Here is a 20925-nt window from a genome sequence, read left to right on the forward strand (position 1 = left end):
CTCGCTACACTGCTGCTACCCATTAACCGGATAAATAAAAGGAGGATAATTATGTCGTACTGTGAACGTTTTCTCGTTTCACATGCCTTTGGTGATCGCACCAGCTCAAGCGTTATCGGTATCGTGCTGCGATAACTTCGGCTTGAGCGAAGCTAACTAACACCCTTCCTCGGGCTTACCGGGTTATCGTCAGCGATGTTTGACGAGGCATGCCTATGCCTGTAACTCTTGAGTAAGCAATGAGCACATTACTGTCTGCACAATCATTACGTGTTGAAACGGCATTTGGTCCGTTATTTTCTGATATCTCCTTTACCCTGAAACAAGGCGACCGGCTTGGTCTCATTGGCGACAACGGCTGCGGCAAAAGTACGCTATTGAAAGTTCTTGATGGCACCGTTTTGCCCTCTGCGGGCAGCGTTTCAGTGGCGAATCACTGCCTGATGGCGCGCGTTGAGCAACATCTGCCCGACACGCTGCTGGATCTCACCCTGCTTGACGCCGTGCTGGCCCGACTTGCGCCGGGCGAACGTGACGTTCAGCGCTGGCGTGCGCAAGCGCTGTTAGCCGGAATGGGACTCAGTGAACATGAGATAGCCCTACCTGCGGCAACCCTCAGTGGCGGGCAACATACCCGGCTATTGTTGGCCCGCGCGTTAATCACCGATCCTGATTTATTGCTCTTGGATGAGCCCAGTAACCATCTCGATCTGCCAACCATGCTCTGGCTGGAGCGATTCCTACAGCGCTGGTCTGGTAGCTTTGTGCTGGTTTCTCACGACCGGGCGCTACTGGATGCCGTGACCAATGGCACCTGGATCCTTCGCGATAACCGGCTGCATTACTTCGCACTTCCCTGCTCTGCCGCGCGTCAGGCGCTGCAGGAGCGGGATGCCAGCGATGCATTGCGCCACAAAGCAGAGCAAAAAGAGATTGACCGGGTTACCAGCAGCGCCAAACGGCTGGCGACCTGGGGGCGTGTTTACGACAATGAAGATCTGTCGCGCAAAGCAAAGCAAATGGAAAAGCAGGTAGAGCGCCTCAAAGAGAGCCAGACGCAACTGACGGCAGGAAGTCTGTGGCGTTTAACACTCCAGGGCGAACCGCTGATTGCCGACCGTTTGCTGGAGATGGAACATCTCCCCGTCAGCGCCGCGCCGGGTTTACCACCGCTCTTTTCCGTGCCGCTGGCGCGCGTGAAAACCGGCGACCGAATTGCCATTATCGGGCAAAACGGCTGTGGGAAGTCCTCCCTGCTTCGGCTTATCTGGCGTCAACTGACCGGTGATATCGCGGCTCCTGGGATGGCGGTTCATCCACGTTTGCATGCCGGGTACTATGATCAGACGCTGGAGCAACTGCCCGATGACGCGACGCTTCTGGACGCGCTGGAACCGTTCGCGCCCTCGGCGGAACTGCGCAAAATGACGTTAATCAGCGCCGGGTTTGCCTGGGCTCGTCACGGACAAAAAGTGGCAACGCTCAGCGGCGGCGAGCGCTCCCGGCTGCTATTTGTTGGCCTGTCGCTGGCACGCTACAACCTGCTGATGCTCGATGAACCGACTAACCATCTGGATATGAGCGGTAAAGAGGCACTGATGCAAACGCTGCAACAGTTCTCGGGCGGTGTACTGCTGGTCAGCCACGATCGTGAGCTGATTGGCCAGAGTTGTAACCGCTTCTGGCTGGTTGAACAGGGGCAGTTTAGCGAATGGCACGACGTCGAGGTGGTCTACGAACGTCTGCGCCAGCAACAACAGGGAGATGAGACGCCGGTAACAGCAAAAGCGGCATCAACGGAGTTGGTTGATGAAAGCGATGCGTTACTGGAGCAGTTAATTGCTCTGGAAACCCGCCTTGAGCAGGATCTGGCGCGTAAACCGGCGCATCAAAAACCGTTGCTACAGGCGCAGTGGCGAGAGGAGATAGCCAGAATCAACCGGTTACTGATGTAAGACACCTACTTAAACAGGCGCTTTTGCGCCTGTTTTTTCTCATGGCGAGAGAGGCGTTATCTGTTGTAAAAAGCAATGTAAGCGCTAAAAATGGCCCCGCATAACCGCATATTTTTTTGCATGCCGTTATACGTGCGCTGTCTTATTGATATTTTTCCGCATACCGACTGAGGTGAAACAGATATGGATATTTCGACCCGTGGCCTGGATGTGTTGTTTATTGCAGGTTTTGGCCCAGTCCCACGCAACGTGGGCGACAGTAAAGCACTTTACCAGGAGACGTTAGGTCTTCCCATTAAGCCCATGGAGGGCAATGAAGATTACCTGTTAGCCGAACATGGCGCGCTGGACGACGCAAAACATTTTGCACTCTGGCCGTTGCATCAGGCGGCACAGTCCTGCTTTGGCACAGAAGTATGGCCTGCCGATATTCCCGCGCCGCAAAGCTGGATTGAGTTCGAAGTCGCCGATCTTGACAGCGCAACCCGTGTGCTGCGCGAGAAAGGCTACGCCCTGCTCGTGGATAACCGCCTTGAGCCCTGGGGACAAAGCATCACCCGCTTTCTCAGCCCGGAAGGCATTCTGGTGGGCTTAAGCATTACGCCGTGGCTGCGCGATTAATTGTGATGTGACGAAAAACGCTCCCTTGAGAGCGTTTTTTTTCAGGCCAGTGCGCTAACGTCAGCCCGAACCCGCTTCGCCTTTACGCGCCCGTACATAAGCAGCGCTGACATGGCCGAGAACGAAAGGATTGCGGCGGGCAGCGTGACGTAATCCCAACTCAGACCGAGCGTGATCATCAGGCCGCCAAAATAAGCGCCGATGGCACTGCCGAGGTTAAAGGCAATTTGCCCCCCTGCCGCACCCAGTAATTCACCGCCTTTGGCATTCTGTAAAAGCAAAATTTGTAGCGGTGCCGCCAGAGCGAACAGACCCGCGCAGCAGATAAAACCCATCGTTAAAGAGGCGACTTTGTTTTCGCCGAAAGCAAACAGCAGCAGCAAAGACAGTACAATCACCAGATCGGTGGTGGCTGCGATACGCAGCGGACTATATCGTCCCGACAATCTGCCGCTTAACAGATTACCCAACACCATTCCCAGCCCCATCAGCATCATGATGACCGTCATGAACATTTCCGAAAAGCCGGACACGTTCAGCATAAATGGCTTAACAAAGCTGAACCAGGCGAAGACGCCCGCGTTGCCAAACATGGTGGCGGCGAAGATAAACCACGGCTCTGGCTTTTTCAGAAAGCGAAACTGTTCGGTAAAACGGGTTTCGGATTTATCAAAAAGTTGAGGAACCCAGAGGAGAATGGAAACGAGCACCAGCAAATTAAACAGCGCAATCAGCATGAAGGTGTAGCGCCAGCTAAAGGCATGACCAAGCCAGGTTCCCAGCGGTACACCCGCAAGGTTAGCTACCGTCATCCCGGCGACCATACCCGCAACGGCCAGTGTCACTTTTCCCGGAGGAGCGATTTTAGACAGAATAATTGCCCCAACGCCGAAGAACGCGCCATGAGGGAACCCCGACACCAGCCTGCCGATGGCCAGCATGGTATATGACGATGAAAAGGTAAAAATTGTATTCCCCACCGCGCACATGGCGACCAGGAACAACAGAATGGTTTTCAAGGAAAAACGGCTGGAGAACACGGCGATAATCGGCGCGCCGATCACCACGCCAAAAGCATAAAAGGAGATCATATTGCCCGCCGACGGAATGGAGATCCCTACATCTTTCGCCAGTTCGGTCAGCACACCCATAATGCCAAATTCCGCCATGCCAAGGCCAAAAGTGCCCAGTGCTAACGAAAAAATCGTCTTTTTCATACCACAACCACATGTTAATAGAATGCAACAAGCATTATCGACCATTCGTTAAGTGTGAACCAGTTCAAACTCTCCTGCTGGCATATTCATCCATACATTCAGCTCAGGCTGTGAATGTTTTCATACCCTGTGCGATATATCGGAACCCCCTGAAATACAATGACACGAGTAATTTTCGCGCGCACCTGAACCGACCATTACACTTCTTAGGCGTCTCGTTATTTATTTGAAAGAGGAAGAGAGTCATGGGAAAGAAGAAAAACATCAGCACCATCGCTGACGCACCTCCTGCGGCGCCGCTTAAAAACAAGGAATATGAGAAAGAGTTACGCCGGCTTCACGTTGAACTGGTAAAACTTCAGCGCTGGGTTGTCAGCAAAGGGCTCAAAGTTTGCATCGTCTTTGAGGGGCGTGATGGCGCGGGCAAAGGCGGCACCATCAAAGCCATTACTGAACGCGTCAGTCCACGTATCTTCCGCGTTGTCGCCCTGCCCGCCCCCACTGAGCGCGAAAAAAGCCAGCTTTATCTGCAGCGTTACGTTCCCTATCTGCCGGCGGCAGGTGAAATTGTTATCTTTGACCGTAGCTGGTACAACCGCGCCGGGGTTGAACGCGTGATGGGATTTTGCACAATGGAACAAGTAGATAAATTTCTGGAAAGCATCCCAATGATGGAGCGCGCTATGGTTGAGTCCGGCATTATCTTGTTGAAATACTGGCTTGAGGTGACGCCGGAAGAGCAAGAACGCCGTCTGCGCGACCGCGTGAACGATGGCCGCAAGACCTGGAAGCTATCCCCCATGGATATCAAATCCTTCGACCGCTGGGATGATTACACTGTTGCGCGAGACGCGATGTTCGAAGCCTCCGATACCTCATGGGCACCGTGGTTTGTCGCCCGCTCCGAAGACAAAAAACGTGTACGGCTGAATATCATTACCCACCTGCTAACGCAGATCCCTTATGAGGATATTCCGGACGATCCGGTGGAGTTCCCGAAACGCAAAATAGGTAAAGTTAAACCCACCCATTATCCTTTCCGTATTATTCCCGAACCGTTCTGAATAAGTGTCTTCCTGCATCGGTTACCGCTGCCGATGCAGTTGCCTTTATTTCACGTGTTTCTTTTTTTCTGGAATTGTTCTCGCAGAAAGGGAATTACCAGGGGGTTCAGTATTGTTTTTTGTGCGGGGGGATTGATAATGTTTACATAAACACAAGGGAGATGAACTGATGAAAAATTATTCCGTACATAGTGCGGCGCCTCGTTCACATGCCAGAAGCAACGCGCCACAGGCGAAACCAAAAGGAAAGCCTAATGGTACGAAGCTATCTGAAAATGAAAAGGAATTTATTCGAGCGATGAATGAGTTTGTTGCAGAACATGGAACTATTACGGATGACGAATATTTTAGGGTGCTTTAATGCTGAGACAATTTAATGTATATCGAAATCCTTCTTCGCAAACCAATAAAATATTGCCATATTATATGATTGTTCAGGACGATTGTTATGATGATTTTTCTACCCGAGTCATCATTCCTCTTATGCGAAACCCAAAGCTGCCTTTATGGCATCTCAATGTCGCACCCAAAATTAATGTCGAGTTTGAATCGCTAACGCTTTATTCCCCGATGCTGACAAATCTGGAAACGTCGCGGATTCATCATAAAGATTTTATTTGTAACCTCAGGTCGGCCAGGCGAGACGTCGTCAATGCCATCGACGCGTTGATCACCAATGTCTGACCGCCCCCCTCCCCAGCCTGACGCCTGTGAACGCGCCAGGCCGGGTAAGCGGGTAAATACGCAGTTGGTATACCCGGCGAACGCTATCTGAGCCCGTGCATGTTCTCTTCTTTGGCTTCCTGTCTTTCGACCTCACGGTACCAACGCGGATGATGTTTGCGTGCCCAGCGGCGGCTCACTTTCCCTTCGATCATCCCTTTAATTGAGCCTTTCACCCAGAACGCCATATACATATGAATCAGGATGGCGTGAAGAAGGATAACGGCAGAGGTTGCGTGAATCAGCAGGCTATAGCGGATCACCTGTATCGGGAAATATTGGGCAAACCAGGGGCGCCAGATGATGATACCGGATACAAGTAAGATAAAAATCATACTCATGATGGTCCAGAACATCATCTTTTGCCCGGCGTTATATTTGCCGACTTTCGCGACCTTGTGCTCGTTGCCTTTCAGTACCTCCACAATCCCTTTCAGCCAGGGAATATCCTGCCTGTCCGGGATGTTGTGATGCACAAAGCGCACAAACATCACCATCAGCAGCAGGAAGACCGCAACGCCAAAGAACGGGTGCAGGATGCGCCCCATCTGCGGTGTACCAAAGGTCTCCGTCAGCCATTGTAGCGTCGGAAAGAAAAACGATATCCCCGACAGCGACACCAGGAAGAAGAGGATAACCATCGTCCAGTGACAGGCGCGATCAATAAACCGGGTGCGCACAATTATTTTCGAATCACTCATGATGCTCCTCGTCGTCATCGACTTCTTTATTCGGCCCAATGCCGATGTAGTGGTAAATCAACCCGGCAAACGAGGCGATAAATCCGGCGGCAGCCAGCGGTTTCAGCGCCCCTTTCCACAGGCTGATGGACGTGTCGATGACCGGATCCTTCGGCAGGTTGTGGTACAACGCCGGTTGGTCATTATGGTGCAGCACATACATCACATGTGTGCCGCCAACGCCTTGCGGGTTGTAGACCCCCGCATTCGGATAGCCGCGTTTTTTGAGTTTCTCCACGCGCGCCTGCGCGACGTCCAGCATCTCCTTTTTGGTACCAAAGTGAATGGCCCCGGTTGGGCAGGTTTTCACGCAGGCCGGCTCCTGGCCGACACTCACGCGATCCACACACAAGGTGCATTTATAGACCCGGTTATCCTCTTTATTGAGGCGCGGGACGTTAAAGGGGCACCCGGCAATGCAGTAGCCGCAGCCGATACAATTTTCCTGCTGGAAATCAACAATCCCATTGGCGTACTGGATGATCGCCCCGGCGGATGGGCAAGCTTTCAGACAACCCGGATCCTCACAGTGCATGCAGCCGTCTTTGCGAATCAACCACTCCAGCTTGCCGTTCTGTTCGGTTTCGCTAAAGCGCATCACCGTCCAGGATTTGGCGCTCAGATCCGCCGGGTTGTCGTACACCCCGACGCAGTGCCCGACTTCATCGCGGATATCATTCCACTCAGAGCAGGCCACCTGGCAGGCTTTGCAGCCCACGCAGGAAGAGACATCAATCAGCTTGGCCACTTCATCTTTATAATCCCGCGCACGTGGCGCGGGGGTGATGGGATTTGTCGCGGAGCGCTTGAGAATGTCCTGTGTTTCCATTGCCATATCGTCGCTCCTTACGCTTTCTCGATGTTGACCAGAAACGCCTTGTACTCCGGCGTTTGCGAGTTCGCATCGCCGACGTTGGGTGTCAGGGTATTGGCGATGTAGCCTTTCTGCGCCACCCCTTCAAATCCCCAGTGCAGCGGAATGCCAATGGTTTCCACCTGCTGGCCGTTAACGTGCAGCGTGCGCAGACGACGCGTAACCACCGCCACTGCGCGAATAAAGCCACGCTTACTGCTGACCTTCACGCGGTCGCCGTTGGCAATGCCTTTGGCTTTCGCCAGCCCTTCGCTTATCTCGACAAACTGTTCCGGCTGCGCGATAGCGTTCAGGCGCGCATGTTTGGTCCATGTGTGGAAATGCTCCGTCAGGCGGTAAGTGGTGCCGACATAGGGGAACCTGTCTTTCTTGCCAAGACGGGCGACATCGTCTTCGTACAGACGGACGACCGGACTGGAGATCACGTTTGGGTGCAGCGGGTTCGTGCCGAGCGGCGTTTCCATCGGCTCGTAGTGTTCCGGGAACGGCCCTTCTGCCAGCTTATCAAGCGCAAACAGGCGTCCCAGCCCTTCCGGCTGCATGATGAACGGATTGGTCGCGCTGCCCGGCGGTGCAGTGTTGAAGTCCGGGATATCGTTACCCGCCCATTTACTGCCGTTCCACTGGATCAGCATGCGTTTCGGATCCCAGGGTTGACCGTTGATATCCGCCGAAGCGCGGTTGTAAAGCACACGGCGGTTCATTGGCCACGCCCAGGACCAGCCCAGCGTATTGCCTAGCCCTGACGGGTCAGCGTTATCGCGGTTAGCCATCTGGTTGCCTTGCCCGGTCCAGCTACCGGTATAAATCCAGCAGGAAGACGCGGTGGTTCCGTCGTCTCGCAACAGCGCAAAACCGCTCAGTAACTCCCCTTTCTTCGCAATCAACGCCCCCGCCGGGTCGTAGAGATCCGCCAGCGCAATACCGTTGTTCTCTTTTGCTATTTCCTCAGGCTCGGGGCTTTCAGGTTGCTTATACGCCCAGCGCATTTTGAGCAGCGGCTCAATACCTTTGCCGCCTTCGCTTCGATACATCTCGCGCAGGCGATGGTAAATCCCGGCCAGAATTTCACCGTCATTGCGCGCTTCACCCGGCGCATCCTGCCCCTTCCAGTGCCACTGTAGCCAGCGCCCGGAGTTGGCAATTGAACCCTCCTCTTCGGCAAAACAGGTCGATGGCAGACGGAAAACTTCGGTCTGGATGGCCATCGGATCCACATCATTCATTTCGCCGTGGTTCTGCCAGAAATTAGAGGTTTCCGTGACCAGCGGATCGATAACCACCATGTATTTCAGCTTGCTCAGGCTGCGCACCACTTTGTTTTTGTCCGGGAAAGACGCCACCGGGTTAAAGCCCTGGCAGAGGTAGCCTGTGACATTGCCTTTATCCATCATGTTGAAATACTTGATAACGTCATAGGCCTGGTCCCACTTCGGCAGCCAGTCAAAGCCCCAGTTGTTCTCCTTCTGCGCGGCATCGCCATAGAAAGATTTCATCAGACTGACGAAGAACTTCGGATAGTTACCCCAGTAGTTCACCTGATCGGGCAGCATGGCTTTCGGTGTATTTGCCGTGAGATAAGATTGCAGATCTGCCTGTTTTTCTGACGGCAGCGTCAGATAGCCCGGCAGACTGGTCGACAGCAACCCTAAGTCTGTTAAGCCCTGAATATTGGAGTGACCGCGCAGCGCGTTAACGCCGCCGCCAGCCATGCCCATATTGCCGAGCAGAAGTTGGATCATCGCCATAGTGCGGATGTTCTGCGCGCCCACGGTGTGCTGCGTCCAGCCCAGCGCATACAGGAAGGTGGTGGTCCGGTCTGCCGCGCTGGTGGAGGCCAGCACTTCGCAGACTTTCAGGAAGTCTTCTTTTGGCGTACCGCAGATATTTTCCACCACCTCCGGCGTATAGCGGGAAACGTGCGTTTTTAGCAGGTTCCACACGCAGCGCGGATGGGTCAGCGTTTCATCCCGTCTGGCATAGCCGTTTTCATCGAACTGATAGTGCCAGGAGGATTTATCGTACTGGCGTTTTTGCGCGTCATAGCCGCTGAACAAGCCGTCATCAAAGGCAAAATCGTCCCGCACCAGCAGGCTGGCGTTGGTGTAGTGTTTGACGTATTCGGCGTTGATCTTATTGTTTTCGATCAGGTACAGCAGTACGCCCGACAGGAAAGTGATGTCGGTACCGGAACGGATTGGCGCATAGATATCCGCCACCGACGCCGTACGCGTAAAGCGCGGGTCGACGACAATCAGCGTCGCATCGTTACTGTTTTTTGCTTCCAGCGCCCAGCGGAATCCCACCGGATGTGCCTCAGCGGCGTTACCGCCCATCACCATCACGACGTTCGCGTTTTTGATATCAACCCAGTGGTTGGTCATCGCACCGCGACCAAATGTTGGAGCAAGACTTGCTACCGTTGGTCCGTGTCAGACGCGTGCCTGGTTGTCTACCGCCAGCATGCCGAGAGAGCGCACAAATTTTTGCGTCAGCATGCCGGTTTCATTGCTGGCTGCCGAGGCGCACAGCATCCCGGTAGAGAGCCAGCGATTGACCGTTACACCTTGCGCATTCTTCTCTACAAAGTTGGCGTCACGATCATCTTTCATCAGTCTGGCAATACGTTCGAAGGCGTCATGCCAGGAGATGCGCTGCCATTTGTCAGACCCCGGGGCGCGGTATTCCGGGTAGCGCAGACGGTTGTCACTGTGAACATAATCGAGCAGGCCCGCCCCTTTCGGGCACAGCGCGCCGCGGCTAACCGGATGATCCGGGTCACCTTCAATGTGATAAATCGATTCACGGGCATTTTTCGCCCCATCACCCAGGCTATACATTAATAGCCCGCAACCTACGGAGCAGTATGTGCAGGTATTTCGAACCTCTTTCGCACGCAGGAGCTTATAATTTCGCGCCTGCGCCAGTGCCGCTTTGGGGGCAAATCCCAACGCAGCAACGGTTGTCCCGGCCATACCACCCGCGCAGATTTTAAAAAACTGCCTGCGGCTGATGTCCATTGTGTTCCTCGTTATATGAAGAGAGCCCCTGAATAATTCGAGTTGCGCAAAGGCGGCAAGAGAACGGATTCCCTGGTGCTTACGAAAAGCGAACGCAGCCAACACATCGGCAACTTGAAATATGACGGGTGTACTGGCGAGGAAAACTAACAGCTATATCCCTGCGTAATTTGCGGCAAATCAATATTGCAACGCAGCAACTTCTTAATAGTCTTTTCTGGCGCATTTAATTACCCCTAAAGGGGTGATATTGCATCGTGATTTATTAGTAGGCATGCTAAGTAAAGTGCTATAAATTCCCTCTTTGCTGTTTTTTAAGGGAATAGAGTTACATGAATAAGAAGAGAGCCACGTTGACCGGGCTGTTAGCCATCGTGTTGTGGAGTACGATGGTGGGTCTGATTCGCGCAGTTAGCGAAGGCTTAGGTCCGGTCGGCGGTGCGGCGATGATTTATACCCTGAGCGGCATTTTACTTATTCTCACGGTCGGTTTTCCCGATATTCGCCGTTTCCCTCGCGGCTATTTACTGATGGGCAGCGTTTTATTTGTCAGCTATGAACTCTGCCTCGCCCTGTCACTGGGGTTTGCCGCAACACGCCAGCAGGCGATAGAAGTCGGCATGGTTAACTATTTATGGCCGAGCTTAACCATTCTATTTGCGATCCTGTTTAATGGACAAAAAGCTACTCTGTGGGTCATTCCGGGTCTCATTCTGGCTGTCATGGGGGTGAGCTGGGTATTGGGCGGCGAACAGGGATTGAATCTTCACGATATTACACAAAATATTCTCTCAAGCCCGTTAAGTTATTCTCTTGCTTTTGCCGGTGCATTTATCTGGGCAGCTTACTGTACCGTCACCAGTAAATATGCCAAAGGGTCGAATGGCATTACGCTCTTTATTTTGCTGACGGCGGCAACCTTATGGATAAAATTTGCCCTGACCGATCAACCCGCCATGCATTTTACACTTCCTGTGGTGATCAAACTGGCAATGACCGCCGTCGCGCTGGGCTTCGGCTACGCGGCCTGGAATACCGGCATTTTACACGGCCACGTTGCCGTACTCGCTGCCGCGTCGTACTTCACACCGGTACTCTCCTCGGCGCTGGCAGCCGCCGTGTTGAGCGCCCCGCTCTCGTTTTCCTTCTGGCAGGGCGCGTTTATGGTGTGCGGCGGATCCCTGCTTTGTTGGTGGGCGACACGGCATCAGTAGTGATCATTGCCCCCCTTGTTCATTTGAACTAAAATTAATATCAAATGAACAGATGGAGCAGAAAAATGCAACTCTATACACCGGGCGTACGCGCGATCCCGCACGACCTGCTCAGCATCCTGGGGCTGCCCGCCACGGCGATTGCCGCTCATGACAGCATTAATGCCGGTCTGAGTGCAGGTGTGTTGCGTGATATCGCTGGCGCCGTCTCTCTTGATGAAATCACGCTGTGCCGAATGGCTGGCATTGATCGTAATACCTATAGCCGCAGGCTTAACAGCGCGGAAAAACGCTTTTCACCAGAACAGAGTGCGCGCGTCTACACGCTGGCACGAGTGATCAGCGCCGCTCGTGAGTTATTTGAAGGTGACAGCGAGCGTATGGCCACCTGGCTCAATAAACCCGCGAAAGGCCTTGGCGGTAAAAAACCCGCAGAGCTTCTCTCGACACCCGCCGGTGCGGAAGCGGTACTGACATTGATTGGTCGCCTTGAGCATGGTGTGATCGGCTAATGGAAACTGTCACCTTCTGGCGTCTGGTCAAAGAACGCTATGCGCTGACCGCCTTCGACGGTTACGGCGCGCGAACCTTTGGCGGACGCTGGAATTCACCGGGGCATGAATGCGTCTACCTGGGTGAATCAAAAGCTCTCTGCGTGCTGGAAACACTGGTACATCTTGAGATTGAAGATATCGCCCAGGGCTACTGTTTCTTAACCCTCGATGTACCACGTAATCTTATCGCGACGCTGGATTTGACCGCCCTGCCCGAAGACTGGAAAGCTGACCCGCCGCCTGTTTCCACGCAACACATCGGCGATGAGTGGCTGGCATCAAAGCAAAACGGGCTGGTACTGCGCGTCCCCAGTACCATCACCGGCGAATGGAACGCGCTGTTTAACCCCGAACACCCACAGGCGGCGAAAGTCCTCAAAAGCGTAAAGTCCGAACCCTTTATGCTGGATCCCCGTCTTAGCCGTCCTTGCTAGCCTGTCTGTCAACACCTTTAAGGCTCAGCCACACGCCGACCGCCAGCACCATCAGCATGATGCCGGCGGTACTTAATGCCACGCTATGCGACGAGACGAACGCGCTTCTGGCCGCATGCATAATCCCTTCCGCCTGGGGGGGTGAGACCTCTTTCGCCAACTGGAATGCCTCACCAATTGATGACGACGCCAGCGCTGCCTGCGTGTCATTTAACCCCGCGGGTAGCGTAATCGAAGACGAGAAGCTGCGGGTGAGAATCAGACCAAACAGCGCGATGCCAAGCCCTGCCCCCAGTTCGTATGCCATGGTTTCAATAGCCCCTGCGGCGGCCGCTTTCTCTTTCGGGGCTGCAGCCATGATGGCCGCTGTAGAAGAAAGTAACGCACTGGCCGCGCTAAACCCCAGCAGCGCCATCAGGATCCAGGCCTGGGTTTGTTGGGTGGAAAAGTCTGTAATCGACAGTCCCAAAAAGCTAAAGGCACTCAGCGCCATGCCGCCGGATGCCACCTGGCGTAAGCCGAGGCGGGAGACCAGCATACCGGCTATCGGACCACTGAACCCGCTTGCGAGCATCACCGGCAGCATAAACAGTCCGGCGGCAAACGGCGTAAAGCCGTGAACAAACTGTAACTCCTGCGCCATCAGCAGCTCAAAACCGACCAGAGCAACCATGGCTGTCACGGCCATTAACACACCGCTCAGAATGATGCGATGCGTGAACAGGCGCAGATCGATCATCGGGACAGGCGCCGCCAGTTGCCGACGCACAAATCCGGCCAGCAGTGTCGCTCCTACGAAGAACACCGCGACCACCCCCCAGGCGGCAACGCTACCTTTGAGCGCCGTTTTGGCGCTCCATACCAGCATGAGAATGGCCGCAATCAGCATCACCGCCTGGCTGAGATTGAGCGGTTGCTGACGCCGCCCCGGCTGGCGAGGCACATAACGCGCGGTCAACGCCATCACCACCATCACGATCGGCACATTGACCAGAAACACGGCGCCCCAGTTGAAATGAGCCAGCAACCAGCCGCCAATCAATGGGCCAAACGCGGCGCCGCCGGAGCCCACCGCGGCCCAGACGCCAAGCGCCATATTGCGATGTTCTGTTTTTGAAAATGTGTTGCGGATACCGGCAAGTGTCGCCGGAACAATCATCGCCGCGCCGATGGCGAGAATGGCGCGCGAGGCAATCAACTGCTCCGCGCTGGCAGACATGGCCGCCAGAAAGGAGGCCAGCCCAAAAAGACCGCTGCCCGTCAGCAACAGGCGTTTAAAACCGATGCGGTCTCCCAGTGCCCCCATGGGCAACACCATGCCCGCCATCACCAGAGAATAGATATCGATGATCCACAATAACTCATTACCGCTGGCTGCCAGCTCTGCACTCAATGTCGGTGATGCCACGTGCAAGACGGTGGCATCAATAGCGACCGGAATATAAACCAGCACGATAATGACCAATGTTAACCACTGACGAACCATAATTTCCTCATAACTTATGTTGGACACGCGTCCAGAATGGCGATCCTACGGAAAGTTGAACAACTGTCCAGCTTTTTGTTAGACTCCGTTTCCTTCACGTTTAGGGGGATATATGGGCTATTTGAGTCGGGACGAGCGCCGGGAATTGATCCTGCAGGCGGCGATACGCGTTGCGTTAAGCGACGGATTTGCCGGGATGACCGTGCGCAGGATAGCCAGCGAAGCCGGTGTCGCCACGGGCCAGGTACATCACCATTTCAGCTCGGGCGCAGAGCTAAAAGCGCAGGCGTTTGTGCGGGTGATGGGCGAACTGCTGGATGTGGATCTGTTACCCGAATCCGCAAGCTGGCGCGAACGGTTGCATGCCATGCTTGGCAGCAATGAAGATGGCTTCGATCCCTATATCCGTCTGTGGCGGGAAGCCCAACTGCTGGCAAACAAAGAGCACGAGTTAAAAGGCGCTTATGTGCTGACGATGGAAATGTGGCATGAAAAGGTGGTCGATATTATTGATGCGGGCGTGAAAGCGGGTGAGTTTATCCGCCATGATTCGACGGAAAACATCGCCTGGCGCTTAATTGCCCTGGTCTGCGGGCTTGACGGCATCTATGTGCTTGGCATGCCAGATGTCGACGATGCGGCGTTTGATCGACACCTGGATGCCATGATTCATCGCGAGCTGTTTTACGCCCCTTCCCCATGAAGATCGAAACGCGACATCACGGTGTCGAGCGCTTCAACGCTGAACCCATAATGCGGATCATCCGTACCCAGGCCGAATCGTTGCTGCATGATGTCATACAACGCCTGGGTATCCGGTAAGGTCTTCTCCTCCACCGCATGCCCGTTGCGCCAGTGGGTGAAGTGATAGTTAGTCAGCGTCAATTTCCCGCCGTCCGGCTGATGCAGGCACATTAGCAAATGGTGGCGAAAGTGCGATTGTGGCCAGTGCGCCGAGTGGAAATTCCCCATCACAAAATCGGCCTGATACTGCTGCCCCATCTCAAATTGGTAAATAGACTGCCAGCGATCGTGGTGGCGAAACTGCAAAATCCAGTCCGGCCCGGCCTGTTGCAGACGGTACAGACCATGCGGCGTCTCCTGCTCAATATCCGCCTTGAGGCGTACAGGCGCAGTGAGCGTGAGCCCGCCAAAGCCGACATCCGCAATCCACTGCTCGTCCCCTAACGTCACCAGCACGACACGGTGCGTGCGCGGCGGCATCTGCGGCGGATTTGCCAGCACCACACGCCCCAACAGGCTGCGCACCTCAAAGCCGATTTCGCGCAATACGCGCTCAAACAGGCCATTTTGTTCAAAGCAGTAGCCGCCACGACGGGCAATCACCAGTTTATTAAAGATGGCCTCATCGCTCAGTTCGATTTCCCGAGGCAGAACGACCTCAATATTTTCAAACGGAATGCTGCTGTTATGCTGCAGATGCAATGTACGCAATGTTTCCAGATTCACAGCGGGGACAGCGGTATAGCCAATACGGGCGAAATAGTCGTCCAAAAACGAGGTCATAAGAAGCTCCTGCAATAGATGTCCTTCTGTTATATCTCATTTTTTTCAGGGCACAGGGGATTTTGTGCCGTGGATTTATCGTTGTGTGCTCCGCTGCATAATCGCCAGCGCGGTCAGCATCAATGCGAGCCCGGTAATGAGCGCCAGCGTCGCCATCGCCATGCCTTGCCCAACCGATCCCTGTTCAAACTGCCGCCAGATAAAAACCGCCACCGTTTGCGTTCCTGCCGGGGCCAGCAGCAGCGATGTCACCAGCTCACGCGACGCGATAGCAAAAACCATCAGCATCGCCGCCAGCATGGCCGGAAAGACCAGTGGCAGAACAATAAAACGCAATGCCTGCAGGGGGCTGGCGCCATGAACACGGGCGGCTGGCTCCAGATTCCCGCCTAACTGACGCAGCGCACTCCCGACATAGCGCACCGGCCAGGGCAGCAACAGGCAACAGTACGAGAGCAGCAAAATAGCCCAGGTGTTGTACGGCGAGACGGGCCAGAACGTGCGGTTCCACAAGAGAATCAGCCCTACCCCGACCACAATACCCGGTAGCGCGGCGGGCATCAGCGACAGGGCGTCTATAACACTGCGCCCTTTGATGCGCTGAACCACCACAAGCCAGGCGGCAAGCAGCCCGACAAAACCGGTGACCAATGCCGACGCAAAAGCCAGTGACAAACTGGTCCCCAGGGCTGTTAAGGCATCGCCCTGCTGAGCAAACAGCGCGGCATAATGGGCAGTCGTGGCGTTTGCCAGTGATAAGCCGCCCGACAGGGTCGACATCACGCCGGTGATCGCCATGGACAGCCCCGGCACCAGCACCGCCAGAAAGCCGACAAATGCCATCGCCCCTACCACCGGCACGGTCGCGATACCCAGTTTCGCCCCCATATTTTCCGTGGGTTTACCCGTCACGCTGGTCACGTCCTTTCCACCGGTCAACTTGCCCTGTAACCACCAGGCGCTGAGCGCAATCACGATCAGAATCAGCGAAAGCATGGAGGCGCCCGGCAAGTCGATGGGCCAGTCGGCCAGTTTTTTTTCAATACCAACGGTCAGCATCACCACGCCGGAACGGGTGCCCAACGCGGCAGGTACGCCATACTCTTCAATCGCCAGGGTGAAGGCCAGCAGCATGCCTGCCGCCAGCGAAGGCGATAACATAGGCAGCGTGACATGCCAAAAGGCACGCCTGGTCGTTGCGCCATGCACGCGGGCAACCAGCGCCAGACGCTGCCCGCTGGCAAGCAGGCTACGGGATACCGCGAAATAAACGACCGGAAAAATATTGAGTGTCATGACCAGCACGATCCCGCTTTTGCTGAATAGCAATGCATTGAAATCGAACCCCAATAACTGAGCAAGATAACCATTGGTTTGCAAAACCAGCATCCAGGAGAGCGCCGCAATATAGGGCGGCGTCAGAAACGGGATCAGAAACAGCAGATCCCACATCCGTGGACAGGGTAAATCGAACAGTCCACGCGCCACCCCCAGCGGCAGGCCAATACAGGCGCTCAGCAGCGCAACGCCTGCGGCAATTTGCAGCGTTCCGGCAAACATTGCCGGGAGTTGTGGTTCAGAAAACAGCGGGCGTAACCCGGAAAACGCGCCCTGCAAAGAGCCAGCGCTAAACTGCGGGAAAACGGCCTGCAGAACAATAAACAGCAACGGCAACGCGACCAGAACCATCAGCACGGCCACGGTCACAAGCGAGATTAATCGTTGGTTCACGGCGAGTATCCAGAAGACGGGGTTGCCCCCGTCAGATGATGATTACTGAGCGAAAAGTGTGTTGAAGCGCTTGAGCACGGCGCCGCGCTCGCTGGTGCCGTCGTTTTTGGTCGGCAGAATTTTCAACTCGTTAAAGAGAGGACGTTTGGCCTGCACATCGGTACGCGCCGGCATCAGCCAGGCATCGGCCACCAGTTTCTGTCCTTCCGGCGACAGCACATAGTCCACAAACGCTTTAGCGTCAGCTTCATGTTGTGTGGATTTGAGGATCATCATGGGACGTGGCGCAATCACGGTACCACTGGCCGGGAAGATGACTTTCAGTGATTCACCCTGCTCAATGTTGCCATAGGTAACATAGTCAACCGCGCCAAACACCGCTGCTTTTGCACCTTGCATCACCGGTGTGACCGCCTGGGCGTTCGGACCGCTAACCACCATGCCGTTTTTCTTGAGTTCATCAAACAGTGTCCAGGCGCCTTCGCCCATGCCGTTTTGCAGACCGATCAGCAGGTCCAGCGATGCGCCAGACAGGGCCGGATCCGGGGTAGTGACTTTGTCTTTAAACGCAGCCGCCGTCAGATCTTTCCACTCTTTCGGCTCTGGCGTACCGCTTTTGGTATTCCAGACGATACCCAGCGCGGAAACGCCCTGGGCGACATAATCCGTACTTTTGAGCATCTCAGGCACCTTTTCGGCGTTGGCGCTTTGGTAAGGCAGCAACCAGCCACGGTTATGCAGATCTTCTGCGGTGTCCCAGGAGGCGGAAATCAGAATGTCCGCCTGCGGGTTGGCCTGCTCAGCTTCAAGGCGCGCCATGACTTTGCCGGTTGTGGCCTGGAAGATATCCACTTTCACCCCGGTTTTTTTCTCAAATCCGCTGGAAAGACCTTTCGCCAGAGAGCCCGGACCGGCGGTATAAACGGTGAGCGCATGAGCGCTGGACATCATAGCGGACGATAACACCATGGCTAAAGCAACTCCTTGTTTCAAAGATATTTTCATGCAATTTCCCCTGAGGTTGTTGTAATAGAACGAATGGCGTCTACACGACCGGCAGACAAATGAACAATACGGTCAGCGAGGATCTCGGCTTCACGGCGATCGTGGGTGACATAAACGGCGGTGATGCCGAGCTGGCGAAGCAGCGAGGCCATCTCACGGCACAAAGATTCGCGCAGCTCACTGTCGAGATTGGAAAGGGGTTCATCAAACAACAACACGCGCGGCTCGGCGACAATGGCCCGTGCCAGCGCCACTCGCTGCTGCTGGCCACCCGAGAGCCCGGAGGGTTTGCGCTTAGCAAACTCGCTAAGGCCAACGCGCGCCAGCGCTTGCAGGACACGGTTTTCACGTTCAGCGCGCGGGACATTACGCATCTTTAACGGGAAAGCGATATTCTCTTCCACCGTCATATGCGGCCACAGCGCATAGTCCTGAAAAACCATGCCAATATCACGGGACTCCGGCGGCAACGCCCATCCGGCCTTCGCCACCAGACGCGAACCGAAGGTAATGGTGCCGTCAGCAGGTTGTGTTAATCCGGCAAGTAAACGCAACAGCGTACTTTTGCCGCAGCCTGAGGGGCCGAGCAAAGCCACGATAGTGCCTGCGGGAATAAGGAGATCGATCTGATTGAGAACGGTGTTGCTGCCAAAGGCATACGACACACCTTCCAGGCGGATTTCTGTGAACGCGTCCATTAGCGCTCTCCCACAATGAGAAAGCGTCTGATACCCGTGGTCTTCATCCAACGGGCCGCGTCCACCTGCACGAACGTCAGGGGAGCATACATATTGTTATCCTCTTTGGGATTTGATGCGGCTGACTATAGGCAGGAAATGTGACGTATAAATTACGGTAATGTTGCGTCTTGATTTATATAGAAGAATAGTAAACTCTTAGAAGATCTCTCTTGATTTTCCCTAATATAAAAAGGTGATTACGTGCGTATCGCAACGATCACAAATTTTGCATACATCGCAACCGTTGTTCTGACACTCTCTTCCGGCTTTGCGTTGTTCAGCGCATCAGGTGCGGACCGAGCCGAACGGGAAGCTGTCGCCCAGATTCGCCTTTTCGATACGCTGACCGATGATCTTGAACGAGAAGCGTATGCGTTGAGTGACCTTGCGCGTGAGGCAGTGGTGAAGCGGCAGCCGGAGAACATCAAGGCCTGGCGACAAATGCTGGAGACCGATATCCAGTTCGAAAACCATTTGCTGGGTTTACACGATAACGGCGCAACGTCAGCAGAAATATTGATCCTCCGGGATGGCCTTAAAGTCTTTGATCAACTTGAAGATGAGCAGCGTGCTGCCATAGCCGCTGTGGAAGCGGGCAATATTAATGAAGGCATGAATATCATCTTTGGTCAGCAGTATGAAGACCAACTTGCTCAGGCCGAATACCGTTTTGCCCATTTTCGCAGCCTGGCGGATCAACGCACTGCAAGCGTCATTGCCGAGGCGACGGCGCTATCGCAACGGCTACGCACGGTGTCTGAGGTGATGGTGGCGATAACCGCCCTGCTTTTCTTGTTTGTACTTGGGTTTATTATCAAACACCGCATCTTGCGCCCGGTGGTCACGCTGAGCGACGTGGTGAACCGGCTGGCGACACAGGATTATGCGGTGGAAACACCGGTACTGGCGCAGGTAGATGAAATTGGCGATATGGCGCAGGCCATCCATATTTTTCGTGAGAACGGTCTGGCCCGACAGCGTCTGGAGCAAGAACGTGATGCCGAGTGGGCTTCGCGCACACTGCTGGCGAGGATGACGCAACGTCTACAGGGCTGTGATTCCCATGCGGGCATTGTCAGGGTCGTCGGCCGTTTCGCGCCGAAAATCATCCCCGACATGGGGGGGCGACTCTACATTCTGGATTCGCGGACAAACCGCATGAAATGCGCGGCCCGCTGGCTCCTGCCGCCCGGCGAGGATGCCCCCTTTACCCCCGATGCCTGTTGGGCATTAAAACGTGGACAACTGCACTGTCCGTCGCACGATTCGGTAGATATGCCCTGCGAACATCTTGTGCCGGAGGTGGCCGCACGGGCCATCTGTGTTCCGTTAATCGCGCAAAACAAGATTATCGGCCTGCTCACCTTTGATAATGAGCAGCAGAAAGAGCCGACCTACGCCTATCTGGAATTGATGGCAGAGACCATCGCGCTTGCGCTGGCAAACCAGATATTGCGCGATACCCTGACAGAAAAAGCGACCCATGATTCGCTGACCGGGTTGCGTAATCGCCATAATCTGGATGAGACCCTTCGCAGCCTGGTTGATCAGTCGATGGCAAACGGAACCTCGCTGAGTTGCCTGATGATCGATATCGACTACTTTAAAAAGCTTAATGATAGCCACGGACACGAAGCGGGTGACAAAGTGCTGCGCGAGATTGCCCGGTTGTTACAGGATACGGTGGGCGATAACGGGATTGCCTTCCGCTACGGTGGCGAGGAGTTTCTGATTATTTTGCCGGATACCAGCGAGACCGATGCCAAAAAACTGGCTGAACGGTTACTGCAAAGCGTACTGGACCATCGCATATTTTATGAGTCGCATGATATCGGGCAGGTTTCAATCTCGATCGGTCTGGCTACCTGGCCGCAGCATGCGCGGGCGGCAAATCTGATCCGGGCAGCGGACCTTGCGCTTTATATGGCGAAAGAACAGGGGCGAGGCCAGATTGTGGTCGCCCGTAACGCCAACGCACCGCAGACCTCCTGATATGACGGCTGCGCGGCAGTGCGCGCAG

At 54.7% G+C, this 20925-nt stretch carries 19 protein-coding genes; 10 read left to right on the forward strand and 9 right to left on the reverse strand.

Annotation, left to right across the window (positions count from 1 at the left end; genetic code table 11):
• Positions 1 to 239: 239 nt before the first annotated feature.
• Positions 240 to 1955 carry an ABC-F family ATP-binding cassette domain-containing protein gene (locus MRY16398_RS14750; protein WP_125124686.1) on the forward strand — a complete coding sequence of 572 codons (1716 nt, stop codon included), beginning with the start codon at positions 240 to 242 and terminating at the stop codon, positions 1953 to 1955.
• A gap of 183 nt (positions 1956 to 2138) precedes the next feature.
• The gene (locus MRY16398_RS14755; RefSeq protein WP_125124687.1) at positions 2139 to 2576 is read left to right on the forward strand and encodes a VOC family protein; all 438 of its coding nucleotides are present in this window, start codon (positions 2139 to 2141) and stop codon (positions 2574 to 2576) included.
• Between the two features lie 41 nt (positions 2577 to 2617).
• On the opposite strand, the gene araJ is transcribed toward MRY16398_RS14755, so the two are convergent.
• Positions 2618 to 3793 carry an MFS transporter AraJ gene (gene araJ, locus MRY16398_RS14760; RefSeq protein WP_039079049.1) on the reverse strand — a complete coding sequence of 392 codons (1176 nt, stop codon included), beginning with the start codon at positions 3791 to 3793 and terminating at the stop codon, positions 2618 to 2620.
• A 245-nt stretch (positions 3794 to 4038) separates the two neighbouring features.
• Between araJ and ppk2 the strand changes: the two genes are divergently transcribed.
• The 3 genes from ppk2 (at position 4039) to MRY16398_RS14775 (ending at position 5541) form a co-directional block, all read left to right on the forward strand.
• Entirely contained in the window at positions 4039 to 4857 is an 819-nt protein-coding gene (gene ppk2, locus MRY16398_RS14765; protein ID WP_039079050.1) for a polyphosphate kinase 2, read from the forward strand.
• A 169-nt stretch (positions 4858 to 5026) separates the two neighbouring features.
• On the forward strand, positions 5027 to 5218 hold the full coding sequence (locus MRY16398_RS14770) for a hypothetical protein (protein ID WP_039079051.1): 192 nt from the start codon (positions 5027 to 5029) through the stop codon (positions 5216 to 5218).
• The gene (locus tag MRY16398_RS14775; protein ID WP_125124688.1) at positions 5218 to 5541 is read left to right on the forward strand and encodes a CcdB family protein; all 324 of its coding nucleotides are present in this window, start codon (positions 5218 to 5220) and stop codon (positions 5539 to 5541) included. Before MRY16398_RS14770 ends, MRY16398_RS14775 begins: the two co-directional genes overlap by 1 nt.
• 83 nt (positions 5542 to 5624) lie before the next feature.
• On the opposite strand, the gene fdnI is transcribed toward MRY16398_RS14775, so the two are convergent.
• From fdnI to fdnG, 3 genes are read right to left on the reverse strand one after another with little or no spacing between them, the layout of a single operon-like run.
• Positions 5625 to 6281, reverse strand: a complete 657-nt coding sequence (fdnI, locus tag MRY16398_RS14780) for a formate dehydrogenase-N subunit gamma (RefSeq protein ID WP_125124689.1) — start codon at positions 6279 to 6281, stop codon at positions 5625 to 5627.
• Entirely contained in the window at positions 6274 to 7155 is an 882-nt protein-coding gene (fdxH, locus tag MRY16398_RS14785) for a formate dehydrogenase subunit beta (protein ID WP_079497449.1), read from the reverse strand. The genes fdnI and fdxH overlap by 8 nt, the downstream gene beginning before the upstream one ends.
• 11 nt (positions 7156 to 7166) lie before the next feature.
• On the reverse strand, positions 7167 to 10214 hold the full coding sequence (gene fdnG / locus MRY16398_RS14790; protein WP_125124690.1) for a formate dehydrogenase-N subunit alpha: 3048 nt from the start codon (positions 10212 to 10214) through the stop codon (positions 7167 to 7169).
• A gap of 332 nt (positions 10215 to 10546) precedes the next feature.
• Here fdnG and yddG point away from each other — a divergent pair, with 332 nt between their 5' ends.
• The 3 genes from yddG (at position 10547) to MRY16398_RS14805 (ending at position 12416) form a co-directional block, all read left to right on the forward strand.
• Positions 10547 to 11428, forward strand: coding sequence for an aromatic amino acid DMT transporter YddG (gene yddG / locus MRY16398_RS14795; RefSeq protein ID WP_125124691.1), 882 nt, complete (start codon positions 10547 to 10549; stop codon positions 11426 to 11428).
• 65 nt (positions 11429 to 11493) lie between these two features.
• The gene (parS, locus tag MRY16398_RS14800; RefSeq protein ID WP_071194172.1) at positions 11494 to 11940 is read left to right on the forward strand and encodes a type II RES/Xre toxin-antitoxin system antitoxin; all 447 of its coding nucleotides are present in this window, start codon (positions 11494 to 11496) and stop codon (positions 11938 to 11940) included.
• The gene (locus MRY16398_RS14805) at positions 11940 to 12416 is read left to right on the forward strand and encodes an RES family NAD+ phosphorylase (RefSeq protein WP_039079059.1); all 477 of its coding nucleotides are present in this window, start codon (positions 11940 to 11942) and stop codon (positions 12414 to 12416) included. Before parS ends, MRY16398_RS14805 begins: the two co-directional genes overlap by 1 nt.
• On the opposite strand, the gene MRY16398_RS14810 is transcribed toward MRY16398_RS14805, so the two are convergent.
• Positions 12400 to 13902, reverse strand: coding sequence for an MFS transporter (locus tag MRY16398_RS14810; RefSeq protein ID WP_125124692.1), 1503 nt, complete (start codon positions 13900 to 13902; stop codon positions 12400 to 12402). The genes MRY16398_RS14805 and MRY16398_RS14810 overlap by 17 nt on opposite strands.
• Positions 13903 to 14014: 112 nt before the next feature.
• On the opposite strand from MRY16398_RS14810, the gene MRY16398_RS14815 reads away from it, so the two are divergent.
• Complete coding sequence (locus MRY16398_RS14815; protein WP_125124693.1) at positions 14015 to 14605, forward strand: TetR family transcriptional regulator; 591 nt, start codon at positions 14015 to 14017, stop codon at positions 14603 to 14605.
• Here the strand turns inward: MRY16398_RS14815 and nhoA are convergent.
• The 4 genes from nhoA to MRY16398_RS14835 form a co-directional block, all read right to left on the reverse strand.
• A complete protein-coding gene (gene nhoA, locus MRY16398_RS14820) occupies positions 14587 to 15429 on the reverse strand; it encodes an N-hydroxyarylamine O-acetyltransferase (protein WP_125124694.1) in 843 nt (280 codons plus the stop codon). The genes MRY16398_RS14815 and nhoA overlap by 19 nt on opposite strands.
• Positions 15430 to 15504: 75 nt before the next feature.
• Complete coding sequence (locus tag MRY16398_RS14825; protein ID WP_125124695.1) at positions 15505 to 17160, reverse strand: ABC transporter permease; 1656 nt, start codon at positions 17158 to 17160, stop codon at positions 15505 to 15507.
• Between the two features lie 42 nt (positions 17161 to 17202).
• On the reverse strand, positions 17203 to 18165 hold the full coding sequence (locus MRY16398_RS14830; RefSeq protein ID WP_125124696.1) for an ABC transporter substrate-binding protein: 963 nt from the start codon (positions 18163 to 18165) through the stop codon (positions 17203 to 17205).
• Positions 18162 to 18863 (reverse strand): ABC transporter ATP-binding protein, encoded by a 702-nt coding sequence (locus tag MRY16398_RS14835; protein WP_125124697.1) that lies wholly within the window; start codon positions 18861 to 18863, stop codon positions 18162 to 18164. The genes MRY16398_RS14830 and MRY16398_RS14835 overlap by 4 nt, the downstream gene beginning before the upstream one ends.
• A gap of 243 nt (positions 18864 to 19106) precedes the next feature.
• Between MRY16398_RS14835 and MRY16398_RS14840 the strand changes: the two genes are divergently transcribed.
• Positions 19107 to 20897 carry a sensor domain-containing diguanylate cyclase gene (locus tag MRY16398_RS14840; protein WP_125124698.1) on the forward strand — a complete coding sequence of 597 codons (1791 nt, stop codon included), beginning with the start codon at positions 19107 to 19109 and terminating at the stop codon, positions 20895 to 20897.
• The last annotated feature ends 28 nt before the right edge of the window (positions 20898 to 20925 follow it).

Origin of the sequence: Phytobacter sp. MRY16-398, from assembly GCF_003925915.1 — a bacterium.
Lineage (GTDB): Bacteria > Pseudomonadota > Gammaproteobacteria > Enterobacterales > Enterobacteriaceae > Phytobacter > Phytobacter diazotrophicus.